This is a genomic window from Terrisporobacter hibernicus, assembly GCF_020809405.1.
GTDB lineage: Bacteria > Bacillota > Clostridia > Peptostreptococcales > Peptostreptococcaceae > Terrisporobacter > Terrisporobacter petrolearius.
In genome coordinates, this window is sequence record NZ_CP081135.1 from 3,073,686 (window position 1) to 3,099,078 (window position 25,393).

Here is a 25,393-nt window from a genome sequence, read left to right on the forward strand (position 1 = left end):
AAAGTATAAATTATTTGTAAAAATAACCTAATGACATAATTTTTATATCATTAGGTTATAATTTTTATGAATTATATTAACTTTTAAGATTCTTGCACATATACATAACTTTTCTATATCCCATAAAATCTGTAAGTCCTTTAAAATCCATTACTTTAATAGTTTTATAACCTAGTTTTTTATATAAATTTATTGCACCTTCATTTGTATCAACAACATCTAATAATATTTTATTAAAATTATTCTCAATAGACAAATTTGTAACTTCTTCTATAAGTAAGGATGCTATACCTTTGCCCCTGTGCTTAGAATCAACGACTATTAAGTCAATGTACATTTCGTCGTCTTTTAATGAATTTGATTTATTTTCGAATTTATTTAGTAAGCCTCTCCAAGTAGCGCCTATCAATCCATAGTGTGATTTAAGGGTGCTTATATTAAATTCTCTAAATTTATTTTTTCTAAACTGGATACCTATAAAACCTACTACATTTCCATTTTCTATAGCATATATACCATTATTGTAATTTATACAGCCTTGAAGTACAGTAGATCCTCTTTCTATATTTTTTTCAAATATCCAATAGTTAGATAGCTTTTTATAGAAACCCTGATACACAAGTTCACAAACTTGTATTTTTTGAGAATGGGTAAGTTCTTTTGTTATAATTATTTTATTCATATATATTTATACCATCCTATCTTTATATATAATTATACTATATAAATAATTATTGGAAAATCCACATGCATAATATACATTAAAATTTTTTTATTTATTATGTTTTCTAATATATTCAGAAGAATCAATATGGTAGCAAGGTATTAATTTTATGTTATTATAAAATTGGAGTAAAATTACAAAAGTATTTATTGATATATTTAAATTGGGGGTAAGTAAATTATGAAGCTAAAATCATTTATAGAATTTTCAACTTATGGATTAAAAACAATATTTTTTAAAAATACTAATCCAATACTTGCAACTATAATACTTACAGATTATTGCAATCTTACTTGTAAGCATTGTGCAGTGAATAACATAAATAAAATAATTCATCCTTATGAAGACATAAAAGAGGAAATGAATAAGCTTTATAATGAAGGTGTTAGAATTTTATTCTTTTGTGGTGGAGAAACACTTCTTTGGAATGACAGTGGGAAAAATGCTAAGGACTTAATTGCAGAAGCTAAAGAAATAGGCTTTGAATTAGTTAATATAGTTACCAACGGAACTATAGATTTAGATATTAAAGAAGCAGATATTATATTTTTAAGTATTGATGGAACTAAAGAAAATCACAATTATATAAGAGGAAATACATTTGACACCATATTAGAAAATGTGGGAAAGGCCAATGATAGCAATATTTGCGTATATATGGCTATTAATAATAGAAATTATAAGGATGTAGGGGAACTTTGTGAATTAGTTAAAAATACTAAAAATTTAAAGAGCATTTCCTTTAATTTTCACACACCTTATGAGGGTACAGAGGATTTAAGTTTGAGCAGAGAGCAAAAAATTGAAGTAGTAAATACTATAAAACAGCTTATGAAGCAAGGCTATCCCATATTTAATTTATACTCTGCCCTAGACTATTATTTGGATAACAATTGGAACAGACCTTGCAAGCAATGTTTGGTAGTAGAAAATAAAAAGAGATTTGTATGTGGAAGATGTGTAGAAATAGACGGATTATGCAATGAATGTGGATATTTATTTGCAGTAGAATTTGCCTTATTGTTTGGTGGAAATTCTAGAATAATCTATGAAACTTTAAAAACATATCTGAAATTTGTATAGGGGAGAGAATATGCTGACAAATATTTTGAGACCAGTGTTAAACAGAAGTTTTAAGCCCTTTGAGTTTGTAAAGTGCGATGATAATAATGATTTAAGTTATGTTGATTTAAATAATAAAGACAATTTAGGATTATATATACATATACCATTTTGCAAAAGTATATGTTCTTTTTGTCCTTACAATAAAGAGTTATATGATGAGAACAAGGCTTTTGAATATAAGGAAGCTTTGTTAAAAGAGATAAAGCTAGCTAATTTAAGATATAAAAAGCAGGATATAACATCGTTGTATTTTGGAGGTGGAACACCAGCACTACTTCTAGAATACCTTGAAGAAATTATAGATACTGTAAAAGAAAACTTTAATATAAAGGGCAGCTTAGCCATAGAATTACATCCAAGTAATATTAATTTAGATCTATTGAATAAGTTAAAGGCCTTAGGATTTAACATGATAAGTGTTGGGATTCAATCCTTTAATAAAAACTGCTTAGAAAGCTTAGGCAGAAAAGAAAATAATGACGCTGAAAAGATAAAGTTAATTAAAGAAGTTGGATTTGAAACAATAGACGTAGATTTAATATTTGGAATACCAGAACAAAGTATAGAGCAGCTAAAGGAAGACGTAGTATTGGCATTTGAACTTGGAGCAACTCAAATTTCTACTTATCCATTTATTGATTTTTCTTATGCTAATAACAAAAGAAAACCTCTATCTTCCAATGATAAGAAAAAAATGCTTTTTGAACTGGTTAATTTATCAAAAGAAATAGGTTTAGATAGAACTTCTGTATGGACTTTTGCTAAGCCAAATACAGAAAAATATTCATCCATAACAAGAGAAAACTTTATAGGATTAGGACCGGGAGCTGCGTCACTCTTTGATAACCAGTTTAGGTTGAATACTTTCTCAGTGAATGAGTATATAAATGCAATAAATAATAATGAATTTGCCTGTGCATTGGTATTAAACTTTACTAAATTTTCAAGAAAATCTTATTGGCTATTTTGGAATGTTTACAATATGAACTTGAAGAAAGATCCTTATGAAAAAATGTTTAGCAGTGACATAAGTGAAGACTATAGACTTGAACTTGGCATTGCAAAGGTAATGGGATTATTAAAAGAAGATGAGACAGGATATAAAGTTACTACAAAAGGTTCTTATTATTTCCATGCAGTAGAGCAGATTTATACACTACAATATATAGACAAAACATGGAGTATTGCACGAAATAATCCATGGCCAAATAAGATTGAATTATATTAAATACTAAAGAAGGCTATGCAAAGGATACTTACCTAAGCTTAGCCTTTATTTATAAAAATAAATTTACGTACATTAATTCTTTTAGTTGATTATAAATCCACTGACTAGATTGGATTGAACGCTTATCATTTTTTTCTGATATATTTGCATTCCTCTTGTACCATAAGTATATATTTTATTGAGTATTTTTATTTAAGATTATATAATATGCTTAAATGCGATACAAGTGTAACATAAATGAAGGGAGGAAAATAGTTATGAAAAATAAAAATATAGATTTATTGGCAAACCAACCAGTATCAAAAGCAATAATAAAACTATCTATTCCTATGGTTATGGGTATGATGGTTCAGGTGTTTTATAATCTTGTAGATACCTACTTTATAGGGCTACTTAGGGATTCAAATCAGCTGGCAGCAGCAAATATATCATTACCTATATTTATGTTGCTAATGGGAACTGCAAGTATTATAGGTACAGGATCATCATCTTACATTTCAAGATGTTTAGGAAAAACAGATTATGAAGAAGTTAATAAGACTGCATCAATATCAGCAGGTTTATTACTGTTAATTAGCATTGTTTTAACTGTATTAGGTGTGATTTTTTGCAAAAACATAGTTACAATGCTGGGAGCAAGTAAGGATACTTATGAGTATACTTATCAATACATTATTATAATGTTGATTGGCTCAGTAGGTGTTATGGGCAACTTTGCATTTGGTCAACTATTACGTGCAGAGGGAAACGCAATTAAATCAATGATGGGTATGCTAATAGGAACTATTGTTAATATAATCTTAGACCCAATATTCATATTTACTTTTAAGTTGGGGGTATCTGGAGCTGCACTAGCTACAATTATAGGAAATATGGCAGGTCTTATTTACTACTTGGCATGTTTTTTTAAAGGTAAAACTACTATTAAAATAAATTTAAAGTTATTCTCTTTTGATAAAAATATTATGGAAGAAATATTTAAAATAGGATTACCATCATCATTTAATCAACTTTTGATGGGAGTAGCAACTATTGTAGCTAATAATATTGCTATATCCTATGGAACTGAAACTGTTGCAGCTATGGGGGTTGCCACAAAAATAATGATGATAGGCACATTTGTTTTTATAGGTTTTTCTACGGGTTGTCAGCCTATAATTGGGTATAGTTATGGAGCTAACAATATAAATAGAGTTAAAGATGTAATAAAAACTGGAACAAGAATAACTTTTATAATAGGTTTGGGATTATTTTTTATATTTGGTCTAAGTTCCTCTATTTTAATAGGATTATTTACAAATGAGGTTGATGTTATAAATAAAGGTACTACCATACTTAAAGCTTTAATATGGTCCCTTCCTTTTGTAGGAGGTCAGATGATTGCAATATCAGCAGCACAGTCAATGGGTAAAGCTATACCAGCCATGTTGTTATCTATATCACGCCAAGGTATATTGTACATACCACTACTATTAATCTTAAATATAATTTTAGGATTTAATGGATTTATGTACGCACAACCCATAACAGATATAGTTATGAGAGTCTTATCAAGTGTTTATATAAAAATCATATTAAGAAAAGACCAGTTACTAAAATACAATGGCAATTGTGAACTAGGGCTAAATCCAGGATTAGTAAAGAAAGGAGAACATAAATAAAGCATATTTTGTATAAATTTATTTATGAATAGATATATGAAAAAGATATTATTAATAAATGCAAGTAATAGAAAGAAAAATACTTACAAACTTTTAACATCAATTGAAAACATATTAAAAAACAAGGGATATGAAACGGAATTAATTACTCTCTACGATTATAAAATAGATTATTGTATAGGTTGTGAAGTTTGTATATTAAAAGGAGGCTGCTTTATAAAAGATGATGTGAGTAGCATTATGTCAAAAATAATTGAAAGTGATGGATTGGTAATAGGAACGCCAGTATATCTAAATAACATGAGTGGAATCCTAAAGACTTTTATAGATAGAACATGTAGCTGGTTTCACAGAAGTCCAGTTGCCCAAAAACCAACTTTACTTCTTGCAAATACTCAAGGTTCCGGTCTAAAAAATACTCTGCATTCAATAGAAGAGGTGATGACTCAGTGGGGAGTAAGCTTTGGAGGAACTATATCAAGAAATGGTAGAAGTTTTAATAAACCTATTGAAGAAAAAGAATTATCACATTTTATTAAATTAATAAATTTAGATGGTAAAAAGTATTCACCTAAATTTAAAGAAATTTACACCTATAATGTTCAAAGGACTTTAGCAAGAAATGTCTTTGAAAAAGATAAAGAATACTGGGAAGATAATGGTTGGCTTAATAGACCATATTTCCCTGGTGCAAAACTTAATACTATTCAAAAACTATACGGAAATGGAATTTATAAAATGTTATGCAAAGTTATAAATCCCATAGATGAAAAATGAATTATGTAATTAATACAATGTATTCATAAATGAAAATCCATATATAACTGACTAGATTAACGATATAGCCCAAATGTCAGACCAGGTTATAACTATAAAAGATGGTAATGTTGTTTAGTATAAAATAAAAATTAATTGAAAAATACTGCATATATATTTGTGCAAATAAGAGAGTTTGTTAATCTATTGTAGATAAATAAGCTCTCTTATTTTAATTTTGGTTATAAGCTATAAATACTTACTATTATTAGGTAGTTTATCGCTTTATGAAGGAATTCAGAGGAAAAATATAATAAAAATAACAAGGGATGTAAAGTAAAGTAAAGAATTTATTATAAGTAGACTAAAAGATAAATTCACATGTGATAAGCAAAAATAATACTTTTGTATAATAGGAAACTATCTATAAATAGTATTATTATAGGATAGGGTTAAAAATATTAATTATGGGGAGTTAGTATTTTTAATAAGCAACAAATAAAAAATGTACAAATTAATCTATGGGGGGAGAAAAAATGTACAAAGTTAGTGTGATTGTGCCAATATATAATGCAGAAGAAAATTTAAACAGGTGTCTAGATAGTATTAGAAATCAAACATATACAAATATGGAAATAACTCTAGTAGACAATGGTAGTATTGATAACTCAAAGCAGATTGCTATGGGTTATGTTCGATTTGATAAAAGAATTAGATTACTTAATATGGAAAATAGTAATCTTTGTGAGGCAATAAATTATGCAACGCAATATGCAACAGGACAATATGTATTATATGTTGATAGCAAATATAGCTGGTTAGACAAAAATATGATAAGTATTATGGTAGAAAAACAAGAAAAATATAAATCCGATGCAATACAAGTAGATTCATATGATGTATACTTTGACAAGTTATTATATGATGATAAATATAGTGAAGAAGATGGTGAAGGATTAATACTAGATAACAAATGCTTAATGGAAGAACTAAAAATAAATGAAAGAGTAAAAAATGTTATCTGGTGCAAATTGTATAAAACAGATTTAATTAAAAAGATGATTTTAGAAAATAAAGAAAAAACTAATGAACTACAATGGATATACGAAGCAATGAATATTATTGAAAGGTACATAATACTTCATAAACCAGCTATTTATAAAATTAAATAAAGTGAATTGTAAGTAGAATTAATATTTTATATTGCAGTATAAAAATAAAAATCCTTAGAAATAGTCGATTTGACAACTTCTAAGGATTTTTAATTATATTGTATAAATATGTAGGAATTTTCATAGATACTTTTAGTATTAATATAATATTAAAGGTGCTAATATGTACTTGAGGGGACGATATTAGAAAGGAAATACTAACTATGAAAAAAGAATTAAAATATTTTTATATAGAAAATCATTATGGTGGAAATCAAAATTGGCTTATAGATCCAATTATGAAATTAGGAGGCTGTGCAGCAGTTACAGCTTGTGACTTATGTATTTATTTAAATATACTTAGAAACAGTAAGCATTTATATCCATTTGATATAAAGGCCTTAACAAAAGTGGATTATATAAAATTCTCACATATTATGAAATCTTATCTTCGTCCAAGAATGACAGGAATTAATACTTTGCAATTGTATATAGATGGACTTGGAAAATATCTAGAAGATGTTAATGACAATGAAATAAATATGACAATGTTTTCTGGAGAAAATCTATTACTTGACGGAGAAAAAGTAATTATCAAACAGATAAATAAAGATATACCAATACCATTTCTTCTATTAAAACATAAGAATGAAAAGTTTGAAGAACTTGTGTGGCATTGGTTTTTAATTGTTGGTTATGAAAAAGCTGACAATGACCTATTAATAAAAATAGCTACTTATGGGGATTATAACTGGATTTCATTTAAAGAATTATGGAATACAGAATATGAAGAAAAGGGAGGAATGATAATTATAGAAATGTGTTCTAGTTAAAATTTTGTGAAAATAAAGAAAATTAAAAAAGATAATGATATGGTTGAGACATTTTATGTAATTTAAAATTATATTAATAACTAGAGGGGAATTTATGGAGGCCTTATGATTACTAAAGTTATACTAATATTTGTTTTACAGTTAATTTATGTACCTGTTTTATCTCTTAGAACAGTACTTGTTGTGAAAGGTGAGGACAAAAAAGCTCCTCTTGCCGCATTTGTAGAGGGGATAGTTTATATTGCAAGTTTAGGCATTGTATTTTCTGATTTAACAAATATGTATAATATTATAGCCTATGTTTTTGGTTATGCTATAGGAGTCTACTTAGGAGGTAGATTAGAAAAGAAACTTGCTATAGGATACAGAGTAGTACAAATTAATTTGACTAAGGAAAATGATGACTTAATAAACATATTAAGAGGTCATAAATTTGGGGTTACTAAACTTGAAGGAAAAGGTAGAAATAATGAAACAAGATACAGATTAGAAGTTATGACACATAGAATAAGAGAGAAAGAAGTTATAAAAATAACTGAACAATTAGAGCCACAAGCCTTTATAATATCCTTTGAATTGGCACATTTTAAAGGTGGTTATTTAAACAAACATTCTGCGCAATGATTATTAGAAAAAAATACAATAAAAAGGAATTATGAAAATTTATAGGATTTTAATAAAATACGAGTAAAAGGATATGTTTATATGAAATTGAATATAAGCATATCCTTTTTATTATTTATAAAAAACTTTATATTTTCTGTTGACCCTTCCCTTAGGTAAGCATTTAACATTAACTTATGAATATGGAAAAAGGAGGATTTTATAATGGAAATATCTATTAAAGCAGAAAACATCCATAGAGTATCTGGGGGAAAAACTATTTTAGAAGATTTGTCTTTTAGTATAAGAAAGGGAGAAGTATTTGGTCTTATCGGTCATAATGGAGCAGGCAAGTCTACAACTATTGATTGTTTATTAGGATTTAAAAAAGTACAAAAAGGAAAAATTTTCATTTTAAATAAAGATCCAAGACAAAACAGACAAACATTATTTGAAAAGGTAGGAGTTCAATTTCAATCATCAAATTATCCAAATAATATTAAAGTAAAAGAAATATGTGAAGAAATGTGTGCTCTTTACAAAAATCCAGCCAACTACAATGAATTATTATTAAAATTTAATTTGCATCAATTTAAAGACAAATCAGTAGATAAACTATCAGGTGGAGAGAAACAGAAGTTATCAGTAGTATTATCTTTAATACCAAATCCAGAGATCATATTTTTAGATGAATTAACAACAGGATTAGATGTGGTTGCTAGAAGAGAAGTATGGAAGGTATTAAAAGGTTTAAAGAAGAAAGGAATAACCATATTTTTAACATCTCATTATATGGATGAAGTGGAGGAACTGTGTGACAGAATATGTATTTTAAAAGAAGGTAAAATAGTCAAAATAGGAGACGTAAAAGAAATTATAAATAATAGTCCTTATGAAAAATTGGAAGAAGCATATTTATGGTATTTAGGAGAGGAGTTAACTTATGAATAAATTTTTCACTGTATTAAAAATAGAAGGCAAACTAGCTATGAGATGTCCAGATGGCATAATCTTTGGAATTTGCATGCCCATGGGTATAATGGTTTTAATAGGTACTATAGGAGGAGGGAAAATAGCTTTTGAAGGAGCTGATTACACATTTTTACAATCTGCTTTTGGTGCGTTAATTGCTGTTGGAATATGTGCAACAGCATTTATGGGATTGCCATTATCAATTGTAGATTATAGAGATAAAAAAATATTGAAGCATTTTTTTGCAACACCGGCAAGCCCAAAGATGCTATTGTCCATACAAGTTCTCATTAATATAATTACAGCGATTATCTCAGCTCTTTTAGTATCTATTGTGGCTATTATTTTATTTGACTATAAAATGGAAGGTTCATTAATTAAGTTTATAGGAGTCTATTTCTTAGTAATGATATCCATGTATAGTATAGGTATGTTGGTGGCAAGTATTTGTAAATCAACAAAAAAAGCCAATGTTGTATGCAGTCTTATATATTTTCCCATGTTATTTTTATCAGGGGCTACAATTCCTTATGAACTATTTCCAAAAGCATTACAAAACATAGCTAATATATTACCATTAACCCATGGAGTAAAATTGTTGAAGGGATTTTCCATGGGAAATGGTATAGATAATTTATATTTATCAATATTTTTAATGGTGATAATTACAGTAATTGGATTTGGATTATCCTTTAAGTTATTTAAGTGGGAATAATATGGAGGTTTCTTATGAATAATGAATATAAATGTGAAATAAAAGAAGAAGAAAGAGTTTATAAAATAGGTGTTTTCTCAAAAATGAATCACGTTACAATAAAAACCTTGCGTCATTATGATACTATAGGTTTATTAAAACCAAGTCATATAGATGAAAGTAATGGATATAGATATTATACATCTAATCAACTACCTATTTTACATCAAATATTAGCACTTAGGGAAGCAGGTTTTTCTTTAGATGAAATTAAGCAAGTTCAAGATGGAGTAAGTGAAAAACAATTATTAAAGAGAAAAAGAAGTGAAATTATGAAAAGAATAGCAGAAGAAACTTTGAAATTATCTAAGGTGGAAAGTTATTTATCAAGTAGCAGCATTAATGTGCAATATCCAGTTATTATAAAAGAATTACCAGAAGCTATAGTTGCCTCTATGAGAACTATTATGCCAAGTTATGATTCATTGTTCTCTCTGGTTCCACCTATGGGTGCAGAAATGGAAAGATTGGGCTGTGAATGTGCAGTACCTGAATACTGCTTCAACATATATCATGATGGTGAATATAAGGAAAAAGATATTGATGTGGAAGTTTGTGAGGCTGTAACTGAGCTTAAAGAAGATTCTGAAATGATTAAGTTTAAATTAATTACAAAAGTGGATATGGCTGCTTGTGTCCTTCACAAAGGTAACTACAAGGACTTTCCAAAGGCTTATAGTGCTGTTATCAGATTCATAGAGGAAAATGGATATGAGATAATTGACAGTCCTAGGGAATCTTATATTGATGGTGTATGGAACAAAGATAGTGTTAAAGACTGGCTAACAGAAATTCAATTTCCTGTTAGAAAGATATAGAAAATCTATTTTTGAATAAAGGTGGTAACATTTTTGTTACCACCTTCAAAATTTTATTTTCCACTTAACCAAATATTAAAATCAATATTTAAAAAATCATCTATTTCTTTTGATAAATTTTTAGATAAACTAGAAACTCTACCTTGAGAAACTACTTGAGGATTTATATATCTTTTTTTAGCAGGTATATTAACCCAGTATCCGTACTCCGGTTTTTCTTTGCTAGTAAATATTTGAGAAAGCTTTGTGAAATCCTTCCACATAGACTTTAATTCTTCATCTTTTTTTAACTTAGAAATAACCTGATCTTCTACAGTATATAAATCCTTCATACTTATAACTCTTTTATTTACTGCCAATTTTAATAAATCAGCTAAGTATTGCATGGCAAATCTATCTACATTAGAACTATACACTTTAGAGTTTTCAATGGATACACATGTAAATTCTATAGCTTTATCTAAAGTACTAAATGAAATTTCACTTTGCCCAAATTCGTTTACACTTACTACTAAATCTTCATACATATCTCTTATTTCTTCCATAGATTTAAAATCATAGTAAAAAGCATTACCTAAAGTGTACTCCAGTCTATCTGCAGAAAGAAGAGGAGAATCGTTATCTGCAATAGGATACATATGATAGTCATAAACGTCTTTAGTGCTTAAATTATATTTTTTTAATATTTCTTGTATTTCCATAGAATTTGCTATAATTTCTTCAGTTTTTTCTTCTGTAGATTCTTGAGTTTCATGATCTCCATTTAAAAAGTCAATTACATGAGCAAATACAGGAGAGCTAATATCGTGTAAAAGACCTGCAATAGATTGTTTTATATCTTTTGTAAAGTGCCAAATTATAAGGGCAACACCTATACTATGCTCATATCTAGTATAATCTTTACCATTAGAAAATATGGGAAAACTAGTGTATTCGCAGCCACAGTTCATACCCACATTGCTAAGTCTTTTAAACTCAGGTGTATTTATTAATTCCTTTATAAAATCAGGAAAATATTTACTATATATATCAATTAAATTCAAATTAATACCTCCTTTAAACTTCTAATAAGAACTTATTATATAACAGAGTATATATAGTTGCAATTTAAAAAATATAAATAAGTTAAAACCTTTTATGCAATATAAGGGTCTAATATATAAAGAGTAAAATAATAGAGGGATAACTAAATAATTTATGAGGGGAGAATGGTGATAATGATTAGAAATAAAAAATTAAGTAGGTTAGTATTTATTATCATGATGATTATATCAGTATTTGTGTTAAGTGGTTGTAGCAATAAGGATGAAATAAAAAATACTGTAAAAAACTATAACAAGTTGTTAAATGAAAAAAATTATGGAGAATTATACGAAACTTTAACCACAGAGTCTAAAAACTACATAAAAGAAGAGTTTGGCGGAAAAGAAGAATTTGTAAAAAAATACTCAGCAATTTATTCTGCTATGAATGTAAGTAACATAAAAATTGATGTGGGAGAAATCAAAAGTAAATCAGAAATACCTATTAGGGTTTCTATGAATACTATTGGAGGAAAATTAAAATATGATGATGCAACAATTAAAATAAAAAAAGAAGATGACAAATATAAAATAAGTTGGGATGAAAGCTTAATTCTGCCTGAGATGATTAAAGGAGATAAGATAAAAGTTGAAGTAACTAAAGGGAATAGAGGTAAAATACTAGATAGAGCTGGGAATTTGCTAGCATATAATGGAGAAGCTAGTTATGTGAACATAGATAGCAAAGTATTCAAAGAAGAGAGCATAAAAGATTTGGCCAAAGTACTTGATATAAGTGAAGAGTATATTGAAAAGAAAATTGAAAGTAACACTAATCCCAAATATGCTGTAAATATTGTAAAGCTTTCAAACTATGAAGATGATAAGTTAGATAAAGTTTCAAAAATAGAAGGAACAACTATACAGCAAGTAACATCTAGGGTTTATGTAAAAGGTGAGGCCTTTGGGAGCCTTCTTGGATATATAGGTAATGTAACAGCAGAAGAGTTGGAGAAAAAAGCAGATAAAAACTACACAAGTAGTAGTCAAATAGGCAAAAATGGATTGGAACAAGTTTATGAAGACAAATTAAGAGCTACAGATGGAGTTCATATATATATTGAAAGAGAAGGCAGTAATTTAACAGTGGCCAAAACAAAAGCCAGAGATGGAGATGATATAAAGTTAGCAATAGATTCTAAGCTACAAAGAAAAATATACGATGAAATGGATAAAGAAAAAGGAGCATCCATAGCCATGAATTCAACTAATGGAGAAGTGTTGGCCATGGTTAGCTCACCTTCTTATGACTCTAACACAATGGTAACTTACAAAACTAAGTCAATAGCAAAAGAGTGGGAAGAAAATAAAAATGCATGTTTTGATAATAGAACAAACAATTTATACTCACCAGGTTCTACTATGAAACTTCTAACTGCATCTATAGGATTGGAAAATAACATAATAAATCCAAGTGAAAAAATGAAAATAGAAGGATTAAATTGGCAAAATTCATCGTCTTGGGGAAATTATAAAGTTACAAGAGTAAAAGATATAGATTCTGTGAATTTATATGATGCTGTTGTAAACTCTGACAATATTTATTTTGCAGATAAGTCTATTAAAGTAGGTAGTGAGAAATTTATAGAAGGAGCCAAGAAGTTTGGTTTAGGATCAGATATAAATTTTGAATATCCTATGACAAAATCTCAAATTTCAAATAGTGGTAAAATAGAAAGTGAAGTTTTATTGGGAGATACAGGCTACGGTCAAGGAGAAGTTTTAACAACTCCTTTGCAAGTAACTATGGCTTATTCAGCTTTAGCAAATGAAGGTAAAATTATGGCTCCAAGGCTTGTAATAAGCGAAAATAAGGAAGAAAAAGTATACAATAAAGCAATAAGAAAAGAAGATTTAAAAGAACTACAAAAGGATTTTTCTGGTGTTATAAACGATCCTAGTGGAAGTGGACACTTATGTAAAATAAATGGAATTAAATTGGCAGGTAAAACAGGAACGGCAGAAATAAAATCCACTAAAGAAGACAAAGATGGAAATGAAAATAGTTGGTTTGTTGCAGTTGATATGGACAAATCTAAGTTAGCCATATCTATGGTTATGGAAGATATGAAAGACAAATCTACATCTAAATATTTAGTACCTAAAGTTAAAAATGTAATGAAAAGTTATATTTTAGAAGATTAATAATAAAAAAAGTCAACTTTTATAAGTTGGCTTTTTTTATATTAATACTTTAAAGTTGAAATTCCTCATTTTCATGATTTATTTCTATAATTTTATCTTTATAATTTAAAGCATAATTAGAAGCTTTAAAGATTTTAATTAAAGAATAGGTCCTCCAAAAATGCATAGGAAATGCTATTTTAGCATTAGTACTTCTCATAAAATAATCAAAACCTAAATAATACTCATTCCCTTGTCGAGAATCTAAAGGTAAGAAGGCAAGATCTATTATTTTTCCTTTTATTTTGTCTACAGAATCTTTAAATAATTTTTCGGCATAAGCATTTTCTTCAGGGGAGTTCTCTCCCTCCCAGTGCCACCAGTTTAAATCACCGCCATGATAAATGGTTTTGTTTTCAACCTTAACAATAAAGGCCACACCTAAATCACTAGACTGTAGAGTTTCTATTTCTAAATTATCAATTACTAGTTTTTCATTTGCATCTAAAAGTTTTATATTTTCAGATTTTGGAGAATTTATATCCTTTGACAATATATAAGTTACATCAGGATGTATTTTATTTAGTTTAAAAATACTTTTATTAAAATGATCATGATGAGAGTGACTAGAAAATACATAGAGCTTTTTATTTTTATTAAACTGTGGAAGATTTCCTTGGAAATAGTCGAAAAGTAATATGTGATTCTTAAGTTCTACAATAAAGCTACTATGATGAATATATGTTATTTTCATATTAAAATCCTTCCTTACTAATTATTTTATATATTATGTAAATTATAATTTTATTATATATGAAGTACAATATATAATTTAAAAAATCATATAAAACTACATAAGTTCTATATATTTGTTTAATATAATAAAAACAAATAAAAGTAAAGAATGAGATTTATATGTATGAATATCCTAGGTTAAAAGTTAATAAGAAAATGGGAATTAATATATATTACAATCTATTTAAAAATAATATTAACTCTTTATGATGGAGGTATTATGGTAGAAGTAGTAAGTGATTTAATTAAAAAGAGAAAAATGTTAGAGCTGAGTGAATACTTTTCTGATTTAAATTCAGTAGATATAGCAAAAGATATGGTAGATTTAAAAGATGAGGAAACAGTATTAGCTTTTAGAATACTACAAAAAGATAAAGCAGTAGAGGTATTTTCATATTTAGAACCACAGATGCAAGAATATATAATACAGACTATAACAGACAGTGAATTAAAAGACATAATAGATAAATTATTTTTAGATGATACAGTGGATATAATAGAGGAGCTACCTTCTAATATGGTAAAAAAAGTATTAAGAAACACTTCAAAAGAAAAAAGAGAACTTATTAACCAACTATTAAAATATGATGAAAATACAGCAGGCTCTATTATGACCATAGAATTTTTAGAACTAAAAGAAAGTATGACGGTAAAAGATGCTATAAAATATATTAGATGCGATACTTTAGATAAAGAAGATGTGGATACTTGCTTTATAATTGATAACAATAGAAAACTAAAAGGAAGACTACATCTAAAAGAACTAATATTAAATAATGAAAAGACTTTTATAAAAGATATAATGGACAGAAATGTTATAAATACAAGTACAATAGAAGATCAAGAGATTGTAGCTTCAGAGTTCAAAAAATACGACTTAACATGTATGCCAGTAGTGGACAAAGAAGACAGATTAGTTGGTATTATAACAGTAGATGATGTTATGGATATAGTAGATAAAGAAAATACAGAGGATTTTCAAAAAATGGCAGCTATGCAACCAAATGAACAATCCTATTTAAAAACTCCAGTAATAGACTTGGCAAAAAAAAGAGTTATATGGCTATTAGTCTTAATGATATCTGCCACATTTACTGGTTCCATAATAAAAAAGTTTGATGATGTGTTGCAATCAGTAGTAATACTAGCTGCATTTATTCCTATGTTGATGGACACAGGCGGTAATGCAGGTTCACAATCATCAACTTTAGTAATAAGAGGATTGGCCCTTGGAGAAATTGAGTTAAAAGATTATTTAAAAGTTATGTTTAAAGAATTTAGGGTAAGTTTAATAGTTGCAACTATTTTAGCAAGTGTAAATTTTCTTAGAATATATTTCTTAGAAAAAACTGATATACTAATATCCTTAACTGTATGTTTAAGTTTATTTTGCACAGTTATAATTTCTAAAGTAGTGGGAGGTTTATTACCTATAATAGCTAAAAAACTAAAATTGGATCCAGCAATAATGGCGAGCCCATTAATTACTACAATAGTAGATACTTTTGCGCTTATGGTATACTTTACCTTAGCAAAATTATTACTAGGAATATAAAAAATACTATATTCTAAAATAGATTATGAATAAATAATCAGTGAGCTTGTAAAAGCTTATTTAGATATATAAGAGAGTACTTGTGAATTTGTGTAAAAATAAATTTATGAGTATTCTTTTTTTATTATGACTAGAATGTCATATTAAGCAACCTTATTATATTTTTTAACTTATTGTATAATAATTATAAATGATGAAAAATTTGGAGGTTATTATGATAAAGATTCTTATGGTGGAGGATGACTCTACAATAGCTTTTGGAGTGAAATATGCTCTAGAACAAGAGGGGTTTAAAATAGATATATGCAAAGACTTAGAAAGGGCAAGACTTCATATAAATGAAAAATCTTATGACATAATTCTTTTAGATGTAATGTTACCAGATGGTAATGGTTATGATTTTTGTAAAGAAATAAGAGAAATAAAAGATATACCTATAATATTTTTAACAGCATGTGATGATGAGGTAAATATTGTCATGGGTCTCGATATAGGAGGAGATGATTATATGACAAAGCCTTTTAGGGTAAGAGAACTGATATCTAGAATAAAAGCAGTAGTTAGAAGAAATCAAGGGGAAGATAAGGGTAAGAAAATTTTGAAATATGGAGACTTGAGTATTCATACTTTAGAGGCTAGGGTTTATAAAGGTAGTGAAGAAGTATTTTTAACTTCTGCTGAATATAAGTTATTATTAATTTTAATTCAAAATGAAAATATAATTTTAAGTAGAAATCAAATTCTAGAGAAATTATGGGATGTAACTTATGATTTTATTAATGATAACACTTTAACTGTTTATATAAAACGCCTTAGAGAAAAAATTGAAGATGATACAAGCAATCCAAAGCTAATAATTACAGTTAGAGGAATGGGATATAAGTGGAGTGGAAGTGAAGCTAATGATTAAATATAATGTAGAAATGAAAAGTTTTATAAGGCGCTTTAGTGTTTTATTCCTTGTTGCTATTATTATGTGCAGTGGAGTAACGTTAATTAATTTAAGAATTATAAAAGAGAAAGTAGTTGAAAATAATCAAGCAATTATAGGAAATATTCTATCCAAAAGACCTGAGTTAGAAGAAGATATTATAGATATAGTAACACAAGGAAATTCCAAAGATAATGTGGATTTTGGGCAAAAAATACTAAGCAAATATAATTATAATAGTAATATAAGTTTAAACAATGAGCCTATTATAAATGAAAGCATAAGATATATCTTTAATATTAATTGGATGTTTCTATGTATTATTTTGATTTTGTTTATTATTCTTGCTTTAAGCTATTTTAAAAAAATTTATGAAGATATAAAAGACATGACAGATTATGTTTATAACAGTTCTGAAGGTGTAAGATTTGAAATGAAAAATAGAAATCAAGATGGTCAAATAGGCCTTTTAAAAACAGAACTAATTAAAATGACTAATATATTAAAAGAAAAAGTGGAGCTTTTAAATAATGAAAAAATATTTCTAAATAACACTATTTCAGATATATCTCATCAGTTAAAAACACCTATGACATCTTTAGTAATTTTAAATGATTTAATGTATGAAGATTTACCACAAGAAACAAAAATAGAATTTCTAGATAAAATAAAATCTCAACTAAATCGTATGGAATGGCTAGTAAAAAGCATGTTAAAACTGTCAAAAGTTGAGGCAAAAGTAATAGATTTCGAAAAAAAAGAGGTTAAAATTAAGGAATTAATTAAAAGATCCGTTGCTCCAAGCTTAATTCCTATGGAGATTAAAAACATAGAATTAAGTATAAGTGGAGATGACAATACAAGTTATATTGGTGATATAAATTGGTCTAGCGAAGCTTTTGTAAATATAATAAAAAATTGTATAGAACATACTCCACAAGGAGGAAAAATAAATATTAGTTATGATGAAAATCCTATATACTGTGAAGTTGTAATAAAAGATAGCGGAGAAGGAATAGATAAAAAAGATTTGCCTCATATTTTCAAAAGATTTTATAAAGGCAAAGCTTCAAAGGAAGATAGTGTGGGCATTGGCCTTGCCATGTCTAAGTCTATTATAGAAAGTCAAAATGGAGATATTTATGTTAACAGCGAAAAAAACCAAGGAACTGAGTTCCATATAATTTTTCACAAAACTTATGGTGACTAATTTGTAATTTTGCATTCACCAAGATGTAAGTATAGAAATCTACAATGTAAATATAAATTAAAACTTACAAAAGTTAGTGAGATATTATGGAGGGTAATATGGAGATTTTAAAAATTGAAAATTTATGCAAGACCTATGGTAAAAATGAAGCAAAAGTAGATGCTTTAAAAAACATAAACTTATCAATAAATAAAGGAGAGTTTGTTGCCATAGTTGGACCTAGTGGAAGTGGTAAAAGTACCTTATTACATTTAATAGGAGGCGTAGACAAGCCAAGTGAAGGAACTGTTTATATAAATGATGTAGATATATATAACTTAAAAGAAAAAGATTTATCTATATTCAGAAGAAGGAATGTTGGACTAATATATCAGTTTTATAACTTAATACCAGTACTGTCTGTAAAGGAAAATATACTTCTTCCTGCAGAGTTAGACAATAGAAAAATAGATCAAGAGTACTTAGATGATTTATTAAAAACTTTAGGCCTTAAAGAAAGGGAAAATCATCTTCCAAATGAGCTAAGTGGTGGTCAACAACAAAGAACTTCTATAGGTAGGGCTTTGGTAAATAGACCTGCCATAGTTTTAGCAGATGAGCCTACAGGAAACTTAGATAGTAAAAACTCAAAAGAAGTTATAGAGTTACTGAAGTTATCAGTTAAAAAATATAAGCAAACATTAGTTATGATAACTCACGATCCCAATATAGCTCTTCAAGCAGATAGAGTTATAACTATAGAAGACGGAATGATAAAAAGTGATGAGGTGATATAAATGAACTTATATACATCTCTTACATTTAGATATTTAAAACAAAATAAAAAAAGAACAATAGTAACAATTATAGGAATTATATTATCTACTGCATTAATTTGTGGAATAGGAAATATTTATAACAGTTTTATGGATTATCAAGTTAGAGAAACTGTTAAAAGAGAAGGGGATTTCCATGCCACATTTTATGATGTACAAAAAAAGGATGTAAGCAAAATAACAAAAAGTGCAGGAATTTCCAAATATGCTTATAGTGAAAGATTAGATTTTGGAAAGTATAGTGATGACAATGATTTAATAGACTTAAAGTCTTACGATAAAGGTGCTTTTGATGGGTTTCAAATATCTTTAAAAGAAGGTAAGATGCCAACAAATAATAAAGAAATAGTAATTAGTGAAGATTCAAGAATACTTAGAGAAAAGAAAATTGGAGATACAATTACTCTTAACGTGGGAAAAAGAGTAACTAAAGATGGTGAGGATTTAACCGGTTATTGGGTAAGTGATGACGAGAAACTTGTTGATACTAGAAAAGAAGAGTACAAAATAGTAGGTATAATAAATAAGCCTGGATTTGAAATAGGTAAACAAGTTACAACAGGTATAACTTATTTGGATATAAATAATATTGAAAGCAAAAAAGGGATTAATGTATCAATTAGTGCCAACAATCCAAAAGAAGTTTACGATATAGCTTCCGTAATGGCTAAGAACTTAGGTTTAAAAGTAAAAAAAGTAGATGGAGAAGAAAGCTCCCCTGATTCTAATAATGAAAGTGGAGTAAACTATGAAAATTTAAGCTTTAACGAACACTTATTAAGATTACAAAGTGCCAGTGCTTACGACAATATTAATGGATTTGTTGATAAAATTATAATATTAGTTACATCTTTGGTAATTATTTGTACTATAGCAACAGTGTATAATGCATTTTCCATATCTATTAGTGAACGTAAGAAACAATTTGGAATATTAAACTCCATAGGAGCTACAAAAAGACAAACTACAAAACTTGTATTAACAGAAGCTTTTATAGTAAGTATTATAGGGATACCTATAGGATTATTGGCAGGTACCTTTGCTATAGACATGGTATTTAAAATAGTAGGAAAATTTTATGGAAGTTCAATGATAGGAGATCTAGGGCTAAGGGTGGTATATAGTCCAACTGTTATTATATTAAGTTCAGTGATAGTAATAATAACAATATTAATATCAGCAATATTGCCAGCAAGACAAGCAGCAAAAATATCACCACTTGAAGCCATAAAAAATAGTAGTAATTTAAAAATAGGAAAAGTAAAAGATTCAAAAATAGTAAGAACTTTGTTTAAGGCAGAAGGAGTTCTTGCCTATAAAAACTTAAGAAGAAATAAAAAGAAATTTAGGATAACTTTGTTTTCTCTTATTATAAGTGTGGTTATATTTATATCTTTTAGTGGGTTTATGACTTTATTTATTAATGCTAATAAAGTGCAGTTTGGACAAGTAAATTATGATTTACATTTATCTTCAAATAGTACCATGGATAAGAATTTATTTGAGGAATTAAAAGATATAGATGGAGTGGAAAGAATTGCTGCAGCTAATGATTTTGGAATGGGAATTTATGTACCCAAAAATAAAATGACTAAAGATAGTGATGATATAATAGATGAGTACATTACAACAGAAAAATTGAACAATAAAACTGTATATGATATACAAAATTGTATGACAAAGATGCCTGGAGATTTTGAAATTAATAAAATAAATCTTGAAGAAGGTAGTTTTGATAAGAAAGAAGCAATAAAAGAAAAAGGAGTAATACTTGTAAGAAAAAGTTACTTCGAAGAACCTGGTAAAAAATATGAATTAAACTTAACAGATTATAAAGTTGGAGATACAGTTACAGGTTATACTTCAGAATATGATGAAGATAAAGAAATAAAAAAAGAAATTAATTTCAAAATTATGGCTATAACTGATGATATACCAACAGGAAGCCCATCATACAATTATATGGGATTAGATTTTATAACCTACGATGAAGTGGGAGAAAAACTTGGATTTACCCCAAGTAGTAATAGTATGTATATCTCTACAAATAGACAAGAAAGTACACGAAATGCAGTAAAAGATATTGCAAACAAATATGGGTATGATGTAACTGACAAAATGGAAGAAGTAAAAGAAATGGAAGATACACTTATAGTAATGCAAATTTTTGTATACGGATTTGTTACAGTAATTTCTTTAGTAAGTGTAACTAATATAGTAAATACAATTAGCACAAATATAAACTTAAGAAAAAGAGAATTGGCAATAATCAAATCCATAGGAGTTACGCCTGGAGGGTTTAACAAGATGATATACCTAGAAAGTTTACTATATGGGGCCTTAGCACTTCTTTATGGTATACCTTTAGGAGTTGGTCTTGTAGCTCTTATGAATCTTATCTTAGGTGATGTTATTCAGCTTGGATTAGTACTTCCATGGGGAGCTATAATTATATCTGTTACAGGTATTTTTATAATTACATTTATTTCATCATATATACCTATGAAGAAAATAAATAAAGAAAACATAATTGAAAATATTAGACAAGAAAGTATATAGATTTTTATTTACTAGAAAAGTGGGGATTTGAAATGAAGAAAAAAACAATTAATATATTACTAATTGTACCATTTGTATTTTATACGGGATTTCTTTTATGGAATATTCTTTTCAAATATGTGTCACCTATTGAAGTATTTAGTGGTAATCGATATTTCTCGCGTACCATAAATTTAATACCATTTAATGATATAATTCAAGGTAATTATAATAAATTAGATTTGTTTGGGAATATAATATTATTTATACCTTTAGGTATTTATATAAGTATACTTTTAGATAAGAATAAAACCATTAAAAATATATTAATCATATTAATAGTAAGCCTTGTATTTGAGTCTTGCCAATATATATTTGGAATAGGAGCTACGGACATAACAGACATTATTACCAATACTTTTGGTGGAGTAATAGGTATATATGTTTACAAAATGCTTATATTGTTATTTAAAGATGGAGAAAGGGTAAAAAAAATAATTGCTATTTGTAGTTTTATAATGATGTTGATAGTATCATTATTACTAATAGGAATAATAATAGCAAATTAAATAGAACATTAAAAAACAGATAGCTATTAATAGCTATCTGTTTTTTAATTAAAAGGATTTTCAACTATATTTATTAAGTTTGTTGTGTCAACTTTAGAAGCAGTGTTTTTATAAGATTTTTTCAATTTACTTTCAGATAAATTATCAATCTTATCTAACTCTGATTTACTTGCAATAGGTATTATTTCGTAAACGTATTTAGCAGTCTTACTATTATAATATTTATTTAACCAAGTCGGTATACAAGTAACTTTATCAACTTTTGCATCTCCACCATTACTTTTACTTATATCTATATTTAGCATTAAACCATCTTCTGTATATTGACTAAACTGATCTCTGCTTTGGTTAGATAAGAAGTTTCCAAGAGAATAAGCAACTATAGTTTCATGTTTATTATCACTAGACTTTATAGTTGTTACAGGTTGTACAACATGAGGATGAGAACCGATTATAACATCTACACCAGCATCGCAAAGTTTTTGAGCTAGCTTCTTTTGGAAAGTATTCTCTTTAAGAGAATATTTATCTCCCCAGTGCAAATACACTACTTGTAAATCAGTGTCCTTCATATTTTTAAGAGTGTAGTTTATGTTGTTAAATGCTCTATCTACACTTGTAGAATCAAAAATATTAATGCTGTTTTTGTATTCATCAGATATTTTAACATCATTTAAATATTTGTTATCTCCAATAATTCTTCCATAAGAATAAGAAGTAACGCCTACATTAATCCCATTGATTTTTTTTACTATAAATCTTTCATCGCTGTTTTCTCTAGTTCCAACTACATCAAAATTTTTATCTTTTAAGGTAGCAAGAGTATTTTTTATACTTAAATACCCCTTATCATACGCATGATTGTTTGCTGTTGAAATTAAATCAAAACCAGCATATTTTAAACCATCGGCAAGCTCATCTGGTGAATTAAACTTTGGGGAAGAGCTATATCTATAAACTTTATTTCCAGTTAATGTTGTTTCTAAATTAACCATGGAATAATCAGCTTCTTCAACATATTTTTTTACATACTCAAAATTATTATTGAAGTTATATTTTGCGCTAGATACATCGTATTGTGCAGTTAATTGGGCGTTATATACCATAGTATCACCTACAGCTAATAAAGAGGCTTTATTAGGGTCATCTTTTTTAGGTGTAAATATAGATGCTTCTTGTGATTTATTTTTAGAGAAAATGGATGTTTTGTTAATAGTAGCAAAGGAAAAAGTTCCCATGACTAATATACTTAAGCAAAAACAAATAAGAAATTTCTTAGTATTACGATTGTTATAGCTATACATTTTTTTGCCCCCTTTCTTAAAAATATAAAATATTCATATAACTTTATATTATCTATAAATTAGCATATTTTCAATTAAAAGTTTTATTTTGTATATTTAAGAGTTTTTTTGGAAATAACTAAATTAAACAAAATACAATAATATATAAAAATAAAAGGAGAAGCTATTATTAGTTTCTTTTTTTATTTTTACAAGAAGATATTATAAAAAATTTACTTTAATTTTAATGATGATAAATATGATTTCAAAAACCTCAGTAGTTAAATATGCCTATAATAATAAGTAAAAACAAAACTATTGGATACAAAGATATAATGGTAAAAGTTAACTTAGATAAGAATAATATTAAGTCAATTATAAATATGGAAATAACACCAAAGAGTGGATTTAAATTGAAGTATAAAATAAGTCCCAGTCTTTAAATAAGGCTGGGACTTATTTATAAGCAAATAGTTTACTTAAAAGGACTGTCTACTACAGTAACTATATCAGAAGCATCTATTAAAGAAGCTGTATTATTATATGATTGTTTTACATTATGTTTATTTAAAGAGGTAATTGAATTCAAATCACTTTCATCTTCTATTGGAATAATTTCGTATACATTTTTGTAACCCTTATTATACTTATTAACCCAAGTAGGTATACAAGTGACTTTATTTACTTTAGCTTCTTCTTCATTACTTTTTTTACTTATATCAATATTAACCATCAACCCATCTTCACTATATGAGCCTACAGTTTCTCTTCTTTGATTAGAGATATAATTTCCTAAGGAGTAAATTACAAGTGTTTTGTTTTTTCCATCTGTGGATGTAATTGTTTCTACAGGTTCAACTACATGAGGATGAGAACCAATTATAATATCAACTCCATCATCACAAAGCTTTTGAGCCAATTGTTTTTGGAAATCTGTTTCCTTTCTTGCATATTCTATACCCCAATGTATAATAACCACCTGCAAATCTGAATCTTTCATTTTATCTGTTGTAGAAGAAATAGTTTTAAATCCTTCATTTACATCTGAGGAATCAAAAATATTCATTTTATCCTCACATTCTTCAGATATTTTGATACCATTTAAATACTTATTATTGTTTTTTACTTCTCCATAAGAATAGGATGTAATACCGACTTTAATATTATTTATATCTTTTATTATGTATTCATTGTCAGAAGACTTTTTTCTTGTACCAACCGTATCAAATCCTTTTTTTTCTAAGGTTGATAAAGTTCTATTAACTCCTAAATCACTTTTATCAAAACTATGATTATTTATTGTTGACAATAAATCAAAACCAGCATTTTTTAGTGCATCAGCTAACTCGTCAGGTGAGTTAAACGTCGGATATGAGCTATATTGATATACATCATTGCCAGCTAAGGTTGTCTCCAAATTAGCTAAGCTATAATCAGCGTCTTCAATATATTTTTTTACATACTTAAAGTTATTGTCAAAGTTATAAACACCAGTAGAATGATCGTATTGTGCCTGAAGCTGAGGAGTATGGACCATAACATCTCCAGCAGCGAATATGGAAGCTTTATAAGTCTCAATATTTTCGTTAAATATAGGAATAGTGTTACCTTTACTGCTCTCTTTTGTATCATTTTTTACGCCTTTATATATGAAAAAAGCTCCCATAATACAAATAACAATTATTATAATCCAAAATAATTTGTTATTACTTTTTCTTTTCTTTCTAGATTTTTTTCTAGACATTAATTATCCCCCTTTTTAATAATTAATTTCACAAACCCCTTCTTAATAATCATATATTTATTGGAATAATTTATCAATTATAAAAAAATTTGTATATATGGCAATTACCTTGACAATAATCT

Annotated in this window: 23 protein-coding genes; 18 read left to right on the forward strand and 5 right to left on the reverse strand. The window is 27.4% G+C overall.

Translation table 11 applies throughout. The features are described from left to right. Positions 1 to 76: 76 nt before the first annotated feature. The gene (locus JW646_RS14860) at positions 77 to 682 is read right to left on the reverse strand and encodes a GNAT family N-acetyltransferase (RefSeq protein WP_228415550.1); all 606 of its coding nucleotides are present in this window, start codon (positions 680 to 682) and stop codon (positions 77 to 79) included. A 222-nt stretch (positions 683 to 904) separates the two neighbouring features. On the opposite strand from JW646_RS14860, the gene JW646_RS14865 reads away from it, so the two are divergent. The 10 genes from JW646_RS14865 (at position 905) to JW646_RS14910 (ending at position 10,625) form a co-directional block, all read left to right on the forward strand. Next, positions 905 to 1,807, forward strand: a complete 903-nt coding sequence (locus JW646_RS14865; protein WP_228415551.1) for a radical SAM protein — start codon at positions 905 to 907, stop codon at positions 1,805 to 1,807. 10 nt (positions 1,808 to 1,817) lie between these two features. Further along, complete coding sequence (locus JW646_RS14870) at positions 1,818 to 3,077, forward strand: coproporphyrinogen-III oxidase family protein (RefSeq protein ID WP_228415552.1); 1,260 nt, start codon at positions 1,818 to 1,820, stop codon at positions 3,075 to 3,077. Between the two features lie 257 nt (positions 3,078 to 3,334). Next, complete coding sequence (locus JW646_RS14875) at positions 3,335 to 4,738, forward strand: MATE family efflux transporter (RefSeq protein WP_187359182.1); 1,404 nt, start codon at positions 3,335 to 3,337, stop codon at positions 4,736 to 4,738. A 24-nt stretch (positions 4,739 to 4,762) separates the two neighbouring features. Further along, on the forward strand, positions 4,763 to 5,515 hold the full coding sequence (locus JW646_RS14880; protein WP_148556317.1) for a flavodoxin family protein: 753 nt from the start codon (positions 4,763 to 4,765) through the stop codon (positions 5,513 to 5,515). A 515-nt stretch (positions 5,516 to 6,030) separates the two neighbouring features. Beyond that, positions 6,031 to 6,666, forward strand: coding sequence for a glycosyltransferase family 2 protein (locus JW646_RS14885; RefSeq protein WP_074915469.1), 636 nt, complete (start codon positions 6,031 to 6,033; stop codon positions 6,664 to 6,666). A 203-nt stretch (positions 6,667 to 6,869) separates the two neighbouring features. After that, positions 6,870 to 7,478, forward strand: a complete 609-nt coding sequence (locus tag JW646_RS14890) for a hypothetical protein (protein ID WP_074915471.1) — start codon at positions 6,870 to 6,872, stop codon at positions 7,476 to 7,478. A gap of 105 nt (positions 7,479 to 7,583) precedes the next feature. After that, a complete protein-coding gene (locus JW646_RS14895) occupies positions 7,584 to 8,102 on the forward strand; it encodes a DUF2179 domain-containing protein (RefSeq protein WP_083399252.1) in 519 nt (172 codons plus the stop codon). Between the two features lie 204 nt (positions 8,103 to 8,306). After that, positions 8,307 to 9,032 (forward strand): ABC transporter ATP-binding protein, encoded by a 726-nt coding sequence (locus JW646_RS14900; RefSeq protein WP_148556318.1) that lies wholly within the window; start codon positions 8,307 to 8,309, stop codon positions 9,030 to 9,032. Next, positions 9,025 to 9,768, forward strand: coding sequence for an ABC transporter permease (locus JW646_RS14905; protein WP_228415553.1), 744 nt, complete (start codon positions 9,025 to 9,027; stop codon positions 9,766 to 9,768). Before JW646_RS14900 ends, JW646_RS14905 begins: the two co-directional genes overlap by 8 nt. A gap of 14 nt (positions 9,769 to 9,782) precedes the next feature. Then, complete coding sequence (locus JW646_RS14910) at positions 9,783 to 10,625, forward strand: MerR family transcriptional regulator (RefSeq protein ID WP_148556320.1); 843 nt, start codon at positions 9,783 to 9,785, stop codon at positions 10,623 to 10,625. 53 nt (positions 10,626 to 10,678) lie between these two features. On the opposite strand, the gene JW646_RS14915 is transcribed toward JW646_RS14910, so the two are convergent. Continuing rightward, the gene (locus tag JW646_RS14915) at positions 10,679 to 11,668 is read right to left on the reverse strand and encodes an HD domain-containing protein (RefSeq protein WP_228415554.1); all 990 of its coding nucleotides are present in this window, start codon (positions 11,666 to 11,668) and stop codon (positions 10,679 to 10,681) included. A gap of 174 nt (positions 11,669 to 11,842) precedes the next feature. Between JW646_RS14915 and JW646_RS14920 the strand changes: the two genes are divergently transcribed. Then, positions 11,843 to 13,852 (forward strand): penicillin-binding transpeptidase domain-containing protein, encoded by a 2,010-nt coding sequence (locus tag JW646_RS14920; protein ID WP_228415555.1) that lies wholly within the window; start codon positions 11,843 to 11,845, stop codon positions 13,850 to 13,852. Positions 13,853 to 13,901: 49 nt separating this feature from the next. On the opposite strand, the gene JW646_RS14925 is transcribed toward JW646_RS14920, so the two are convergent. Continuing rightward, on the reverse strand, positions 13,902 to 14,585 hold the full coding sequence (locus JW646_RS14925; protein WP_228415556.1) for an MBL fold metallo-hydrolase: 684 nt from the start codon (positions 14,583 to 14,585) through the stop codon (positions 13,902 to 13,904). Positions 14,586 to 14,846: 261 nt separating this feature from the next. On the opposite strand from JW646_RS14925, the gene mgtE reads away from it, so the two are divergent. The 6 genes from mgtE to JW646_RS14955 all read left to right on the forward strand — a co-directional run bounded on the left by mgtE (position 14,847) and on the right by JW646_RS14955 (position 22,244). Beyond that, positions 14,847 to 16,181, forward strand: coding sequence for a magnesium transporter (mgtE, locus tag JW646_RS14930; RefSeq protein WP_228415557.1), 1,335 nt, complete (start codon positions 14,847 to 14,849; stop codon positions 16,179 to 16,181). Positions 16,182 to 16,395: 214 nt separating this feature from the next. Then, on the forward strand, positions 16,396 to 17,091 hold the full coding sequence (locus JW646_RS14935) for a response regulator transcription factor (protein WP_083399255.1): 696 nt from the start codon (positions 16,396 to 16,398) through the stop codon (positions 17,089 to 17,091). Then, on the forward strand, positions 17,084 to 18,322 hold the full coding sequence (locus JW646_RS14940; RefSeq protein ID WP_148556325.1) for a sensor histidine kinase: 1,239 nt from the start codon (positions 17,084 to 17,086) through the stop codon (positions 18,320 to 18,322). The genes JW646_RS14935 and JW646_RS14940 overlap by 8 nt, the downstream gene beginning before the upstream one ends. A gap of 98 nt (positions 18,323 to 18,420) precedes the next feature. Further along, positions 18,421 to 19,098, forward strand: coding sequence for an ABC transporter ATP-binding protein (locus JW646_RS14945; protein ID WP_074915488.1), 678 nt, complete (start codon positions 18,421 to 18,423; stop codon positions 19,096 to 19,098). Next, positions 19,099 to 21,696: an ABC transporter permease gene (locus JW646_RS14950; protein ID WP_148556327.1), complete on the forward strand. Its 2,598-nt coding sequence runs from the start codon at positions 19,099 to 19,101 to the stop codon at positions 21,694 to 21,696. 32 nt (positions 21,697 to 21,728) lie between these two features. Next, positions 21,729 to 22,244 (forward strand): VanZ family protein, encoded by a 516-nt coding sequence (locus JW646_RS14955; protein WP_148556328.1) that lies wholly within the window; start codon positions 21,729 to 21,731, stop codon positions 22,242 to 22,244. Between the two features lie 44 nt (positions 22,245 to 22,288). Here JW646_RS14955 and JW646_RS14960 read toward each other — a convergent pair whose 3' ends face one another. Beyond that, complete coding sequence (locus JW646_RS14960) at positions 22,289 to 23,548, reverse strand: CapA family protein (protein ID WP_228415558.1); 1,260 nt, start codon at positions 23,546 to 23,548, stop codon at positions 22,289 to 22,291. 266 nt (positions 23,549 to 23,814) lie between these two features. On the opposite strand from JW646_RS14960, the gene JW646_RS14965 reads away from it, so the two are divergent. Next, a complete protein-coding gene (locus JW646_RS14965) occupies positions 23,815 to 23,970 on the forward strand; it encodes a hypothetical protein (protein ID WP_228415559.1) in 156 nt (51 codons plus the stop codon). A gap of 32 nt (positions 23,971 to 24,002) precedes the next feature. Here the strand turns inward: JW646_RS14965 and JW646_RS14970 are convergent, their stop codons facing one another. Next, positions 24,003 to 25,271: a CapA family protein gene (locus JW646_RS14970; RefSeq protein ID WP_228415560.1), complete on the reverse strand. Its 1,269-nt coding sequence runs from the start codon at positions 25,269 to 25,271 to the stop codon at positions 24,003 to 24,005. Between the last annotated feature and the right edge of the window lie 122 nt (positions 25,272 to 25,393).

What these genes read in the sequence shown, in the direction of transcription:
- mgtE (WP_228415557.1), top strand. Translation starts at nt 14,847, where the DNA reads ATGGTAGAAGTAGTAAGTGATTTAATTAAAAAGAGAAAAATGTTAGAG.
- JW646_RS14970 (WP_228415560.1), bottom strand. Translation starts at nt 25,271, where the DNA reads ATGTCTAGAAAAAAATCTAGAAAGAAAAGAAAAAGTAATAACAAATTA.
- JW646_RS14945 (WP_074915488.1), top strand. Translation starts at nt 18,421, where the DNA reads ATGGAGATTTTAAAAATTGAAAATTTATGCAAGACCTATGGTAAAAAT.
- JW646_RS14910 (WP_148556320.1), top strand. Translation starts at nt 9,783, where the DNA reads ATGAATAATGAATATAAATGTGAAATAAAAGAAGAAGAAAGAGTTTAT.
- JW646_RS14860 (WP_228415550.1), bottom strand. Translation starts at nt 682, where the DNA reads ATGAATAAAATAATTATAACAAAAGAACTTACCCATTCTCAAAAAATA.
- JW646_RS14865 (WP_228415551.1), top strand. Translation starts at nt 905, where the DNA reads ATGAAGCTAAAATCATTTATAGAATTTTCAACTTATGGATTAAAAACA.
- JW646_RS14870 (WP_228415552.1), top strand. Translation starts at nt 1,818, where the DNA reads ATGCTGACAAATATTTTGAGACCAGTGTTAAACAGAAGTTTTAAGCCC.
- JW646_RS14920 (WP_228415555.1), top strand. Translation starts at nt 11,843, where the DNA reads ATGATTAGAAATAAAAAATTAAGTAGGTTAGTATTTATTATCATGATG.
- JW646_RS14960 (WP_228415558.1), bottom strand. Translation starts at nt 23,548, where the DNA reads ATGTATAGCTATAACAATCGTAATACTAAGAAATTTCTTATTTGTTTT.
- JW646_RS14925 (WP_228415556.1), bottom strand. Translation starts at nt 14,585, where the DNA reads ATGAAAATAACATATATTCATCATAGTAGCTTTATTGTAGAACTTAAG.
- JW646_RS14890 (WP_074915471.1), top strand. Translation starts at nt 6,870, where the DNA reads ATGAAAAAAGAATTAAAATATTTTTATATAGAAAATCATTATGGTGGA.
- JW646_RS14880 (WP_148556317.1), top strand. Translation starts at nt 4,763, where the DNA reads ATGAATAGATATATGAAAAAGATATTATTAATAAATGCAAGTAATAGA.
- JW646_RS14875 (WP_187359182.1), top strand. Translation starts at nt 3,335, where the DNA reads ATGAAAAATAAAAATATAGATTTATTGGCAAACCAACCAGTATCAAAA.
- JW646_RS14895 (WP_083399252.1), top strand. Translation starts at nt 7,584, where the DNA reads ATGATTACTAAAGTTATACTAATATTTGTTTTACAGTTAATTTATGTA.
- JW646_RS14905 (WP_228415553.1), top strand. Translation starts at nt 9,025, where the DNA reads ATGAATAAATTTTTCACTGTATTAAAAATAGAAGGCAAACTAGCTATG.
- JW646_RS14935 (WP_083399255.1), top strand. Translation starts at nt 16,396, where the DNA reads ATGATAAAGATTCTTATGGTGGAGGATGACTCTACAATAGCTTTTGGA.
- JW646_RS14940 (WP_148556325.1), top strand. Translation starts at nt 17,084, where the DNA reads ATGATTAAATATAATGTAGAAATGAAAAGTTTTATAAGGCGCTTTAGT.
- JW646_RS14950 (WP_148556327.1), top strand. Translation starts at nt 19,099, where the DNA reads ATGAACTTATATACATCTCTTACATTTAGATATTTAAAACAAAATAAA.
- JW646_RS14900 (WP_148556318.1), top strand. Translation starts at nt 8,307, where the DNA reads ATGGAAATATCTATTAAAGCAGAAAACATCCATAGAGTATCTGGGGGA.
- JW646_RS14955 (WP_148556328.1), top strand. Translation starts at nt 21,729, where the DNA reads ATGAAGAAAAAAACAATTAATATATTACTAATTGTACCATTTGTATTT.
- JW646_RS14965 (WP_228415559.1), top strand. Translation starts at nt 23,815, where the DNA reads ATGCCTATAATAATAAGTAAAAACAAAACTATTGGATACAAAGATATA.
- JW646_RS14885 (WP_074915469.1), top strand. Translation starts at nt 6,031, where the DNA reads ATGTACAAAGTTAGTGTGATTGTGCCAATATATAATGCAGAAGAAAAT.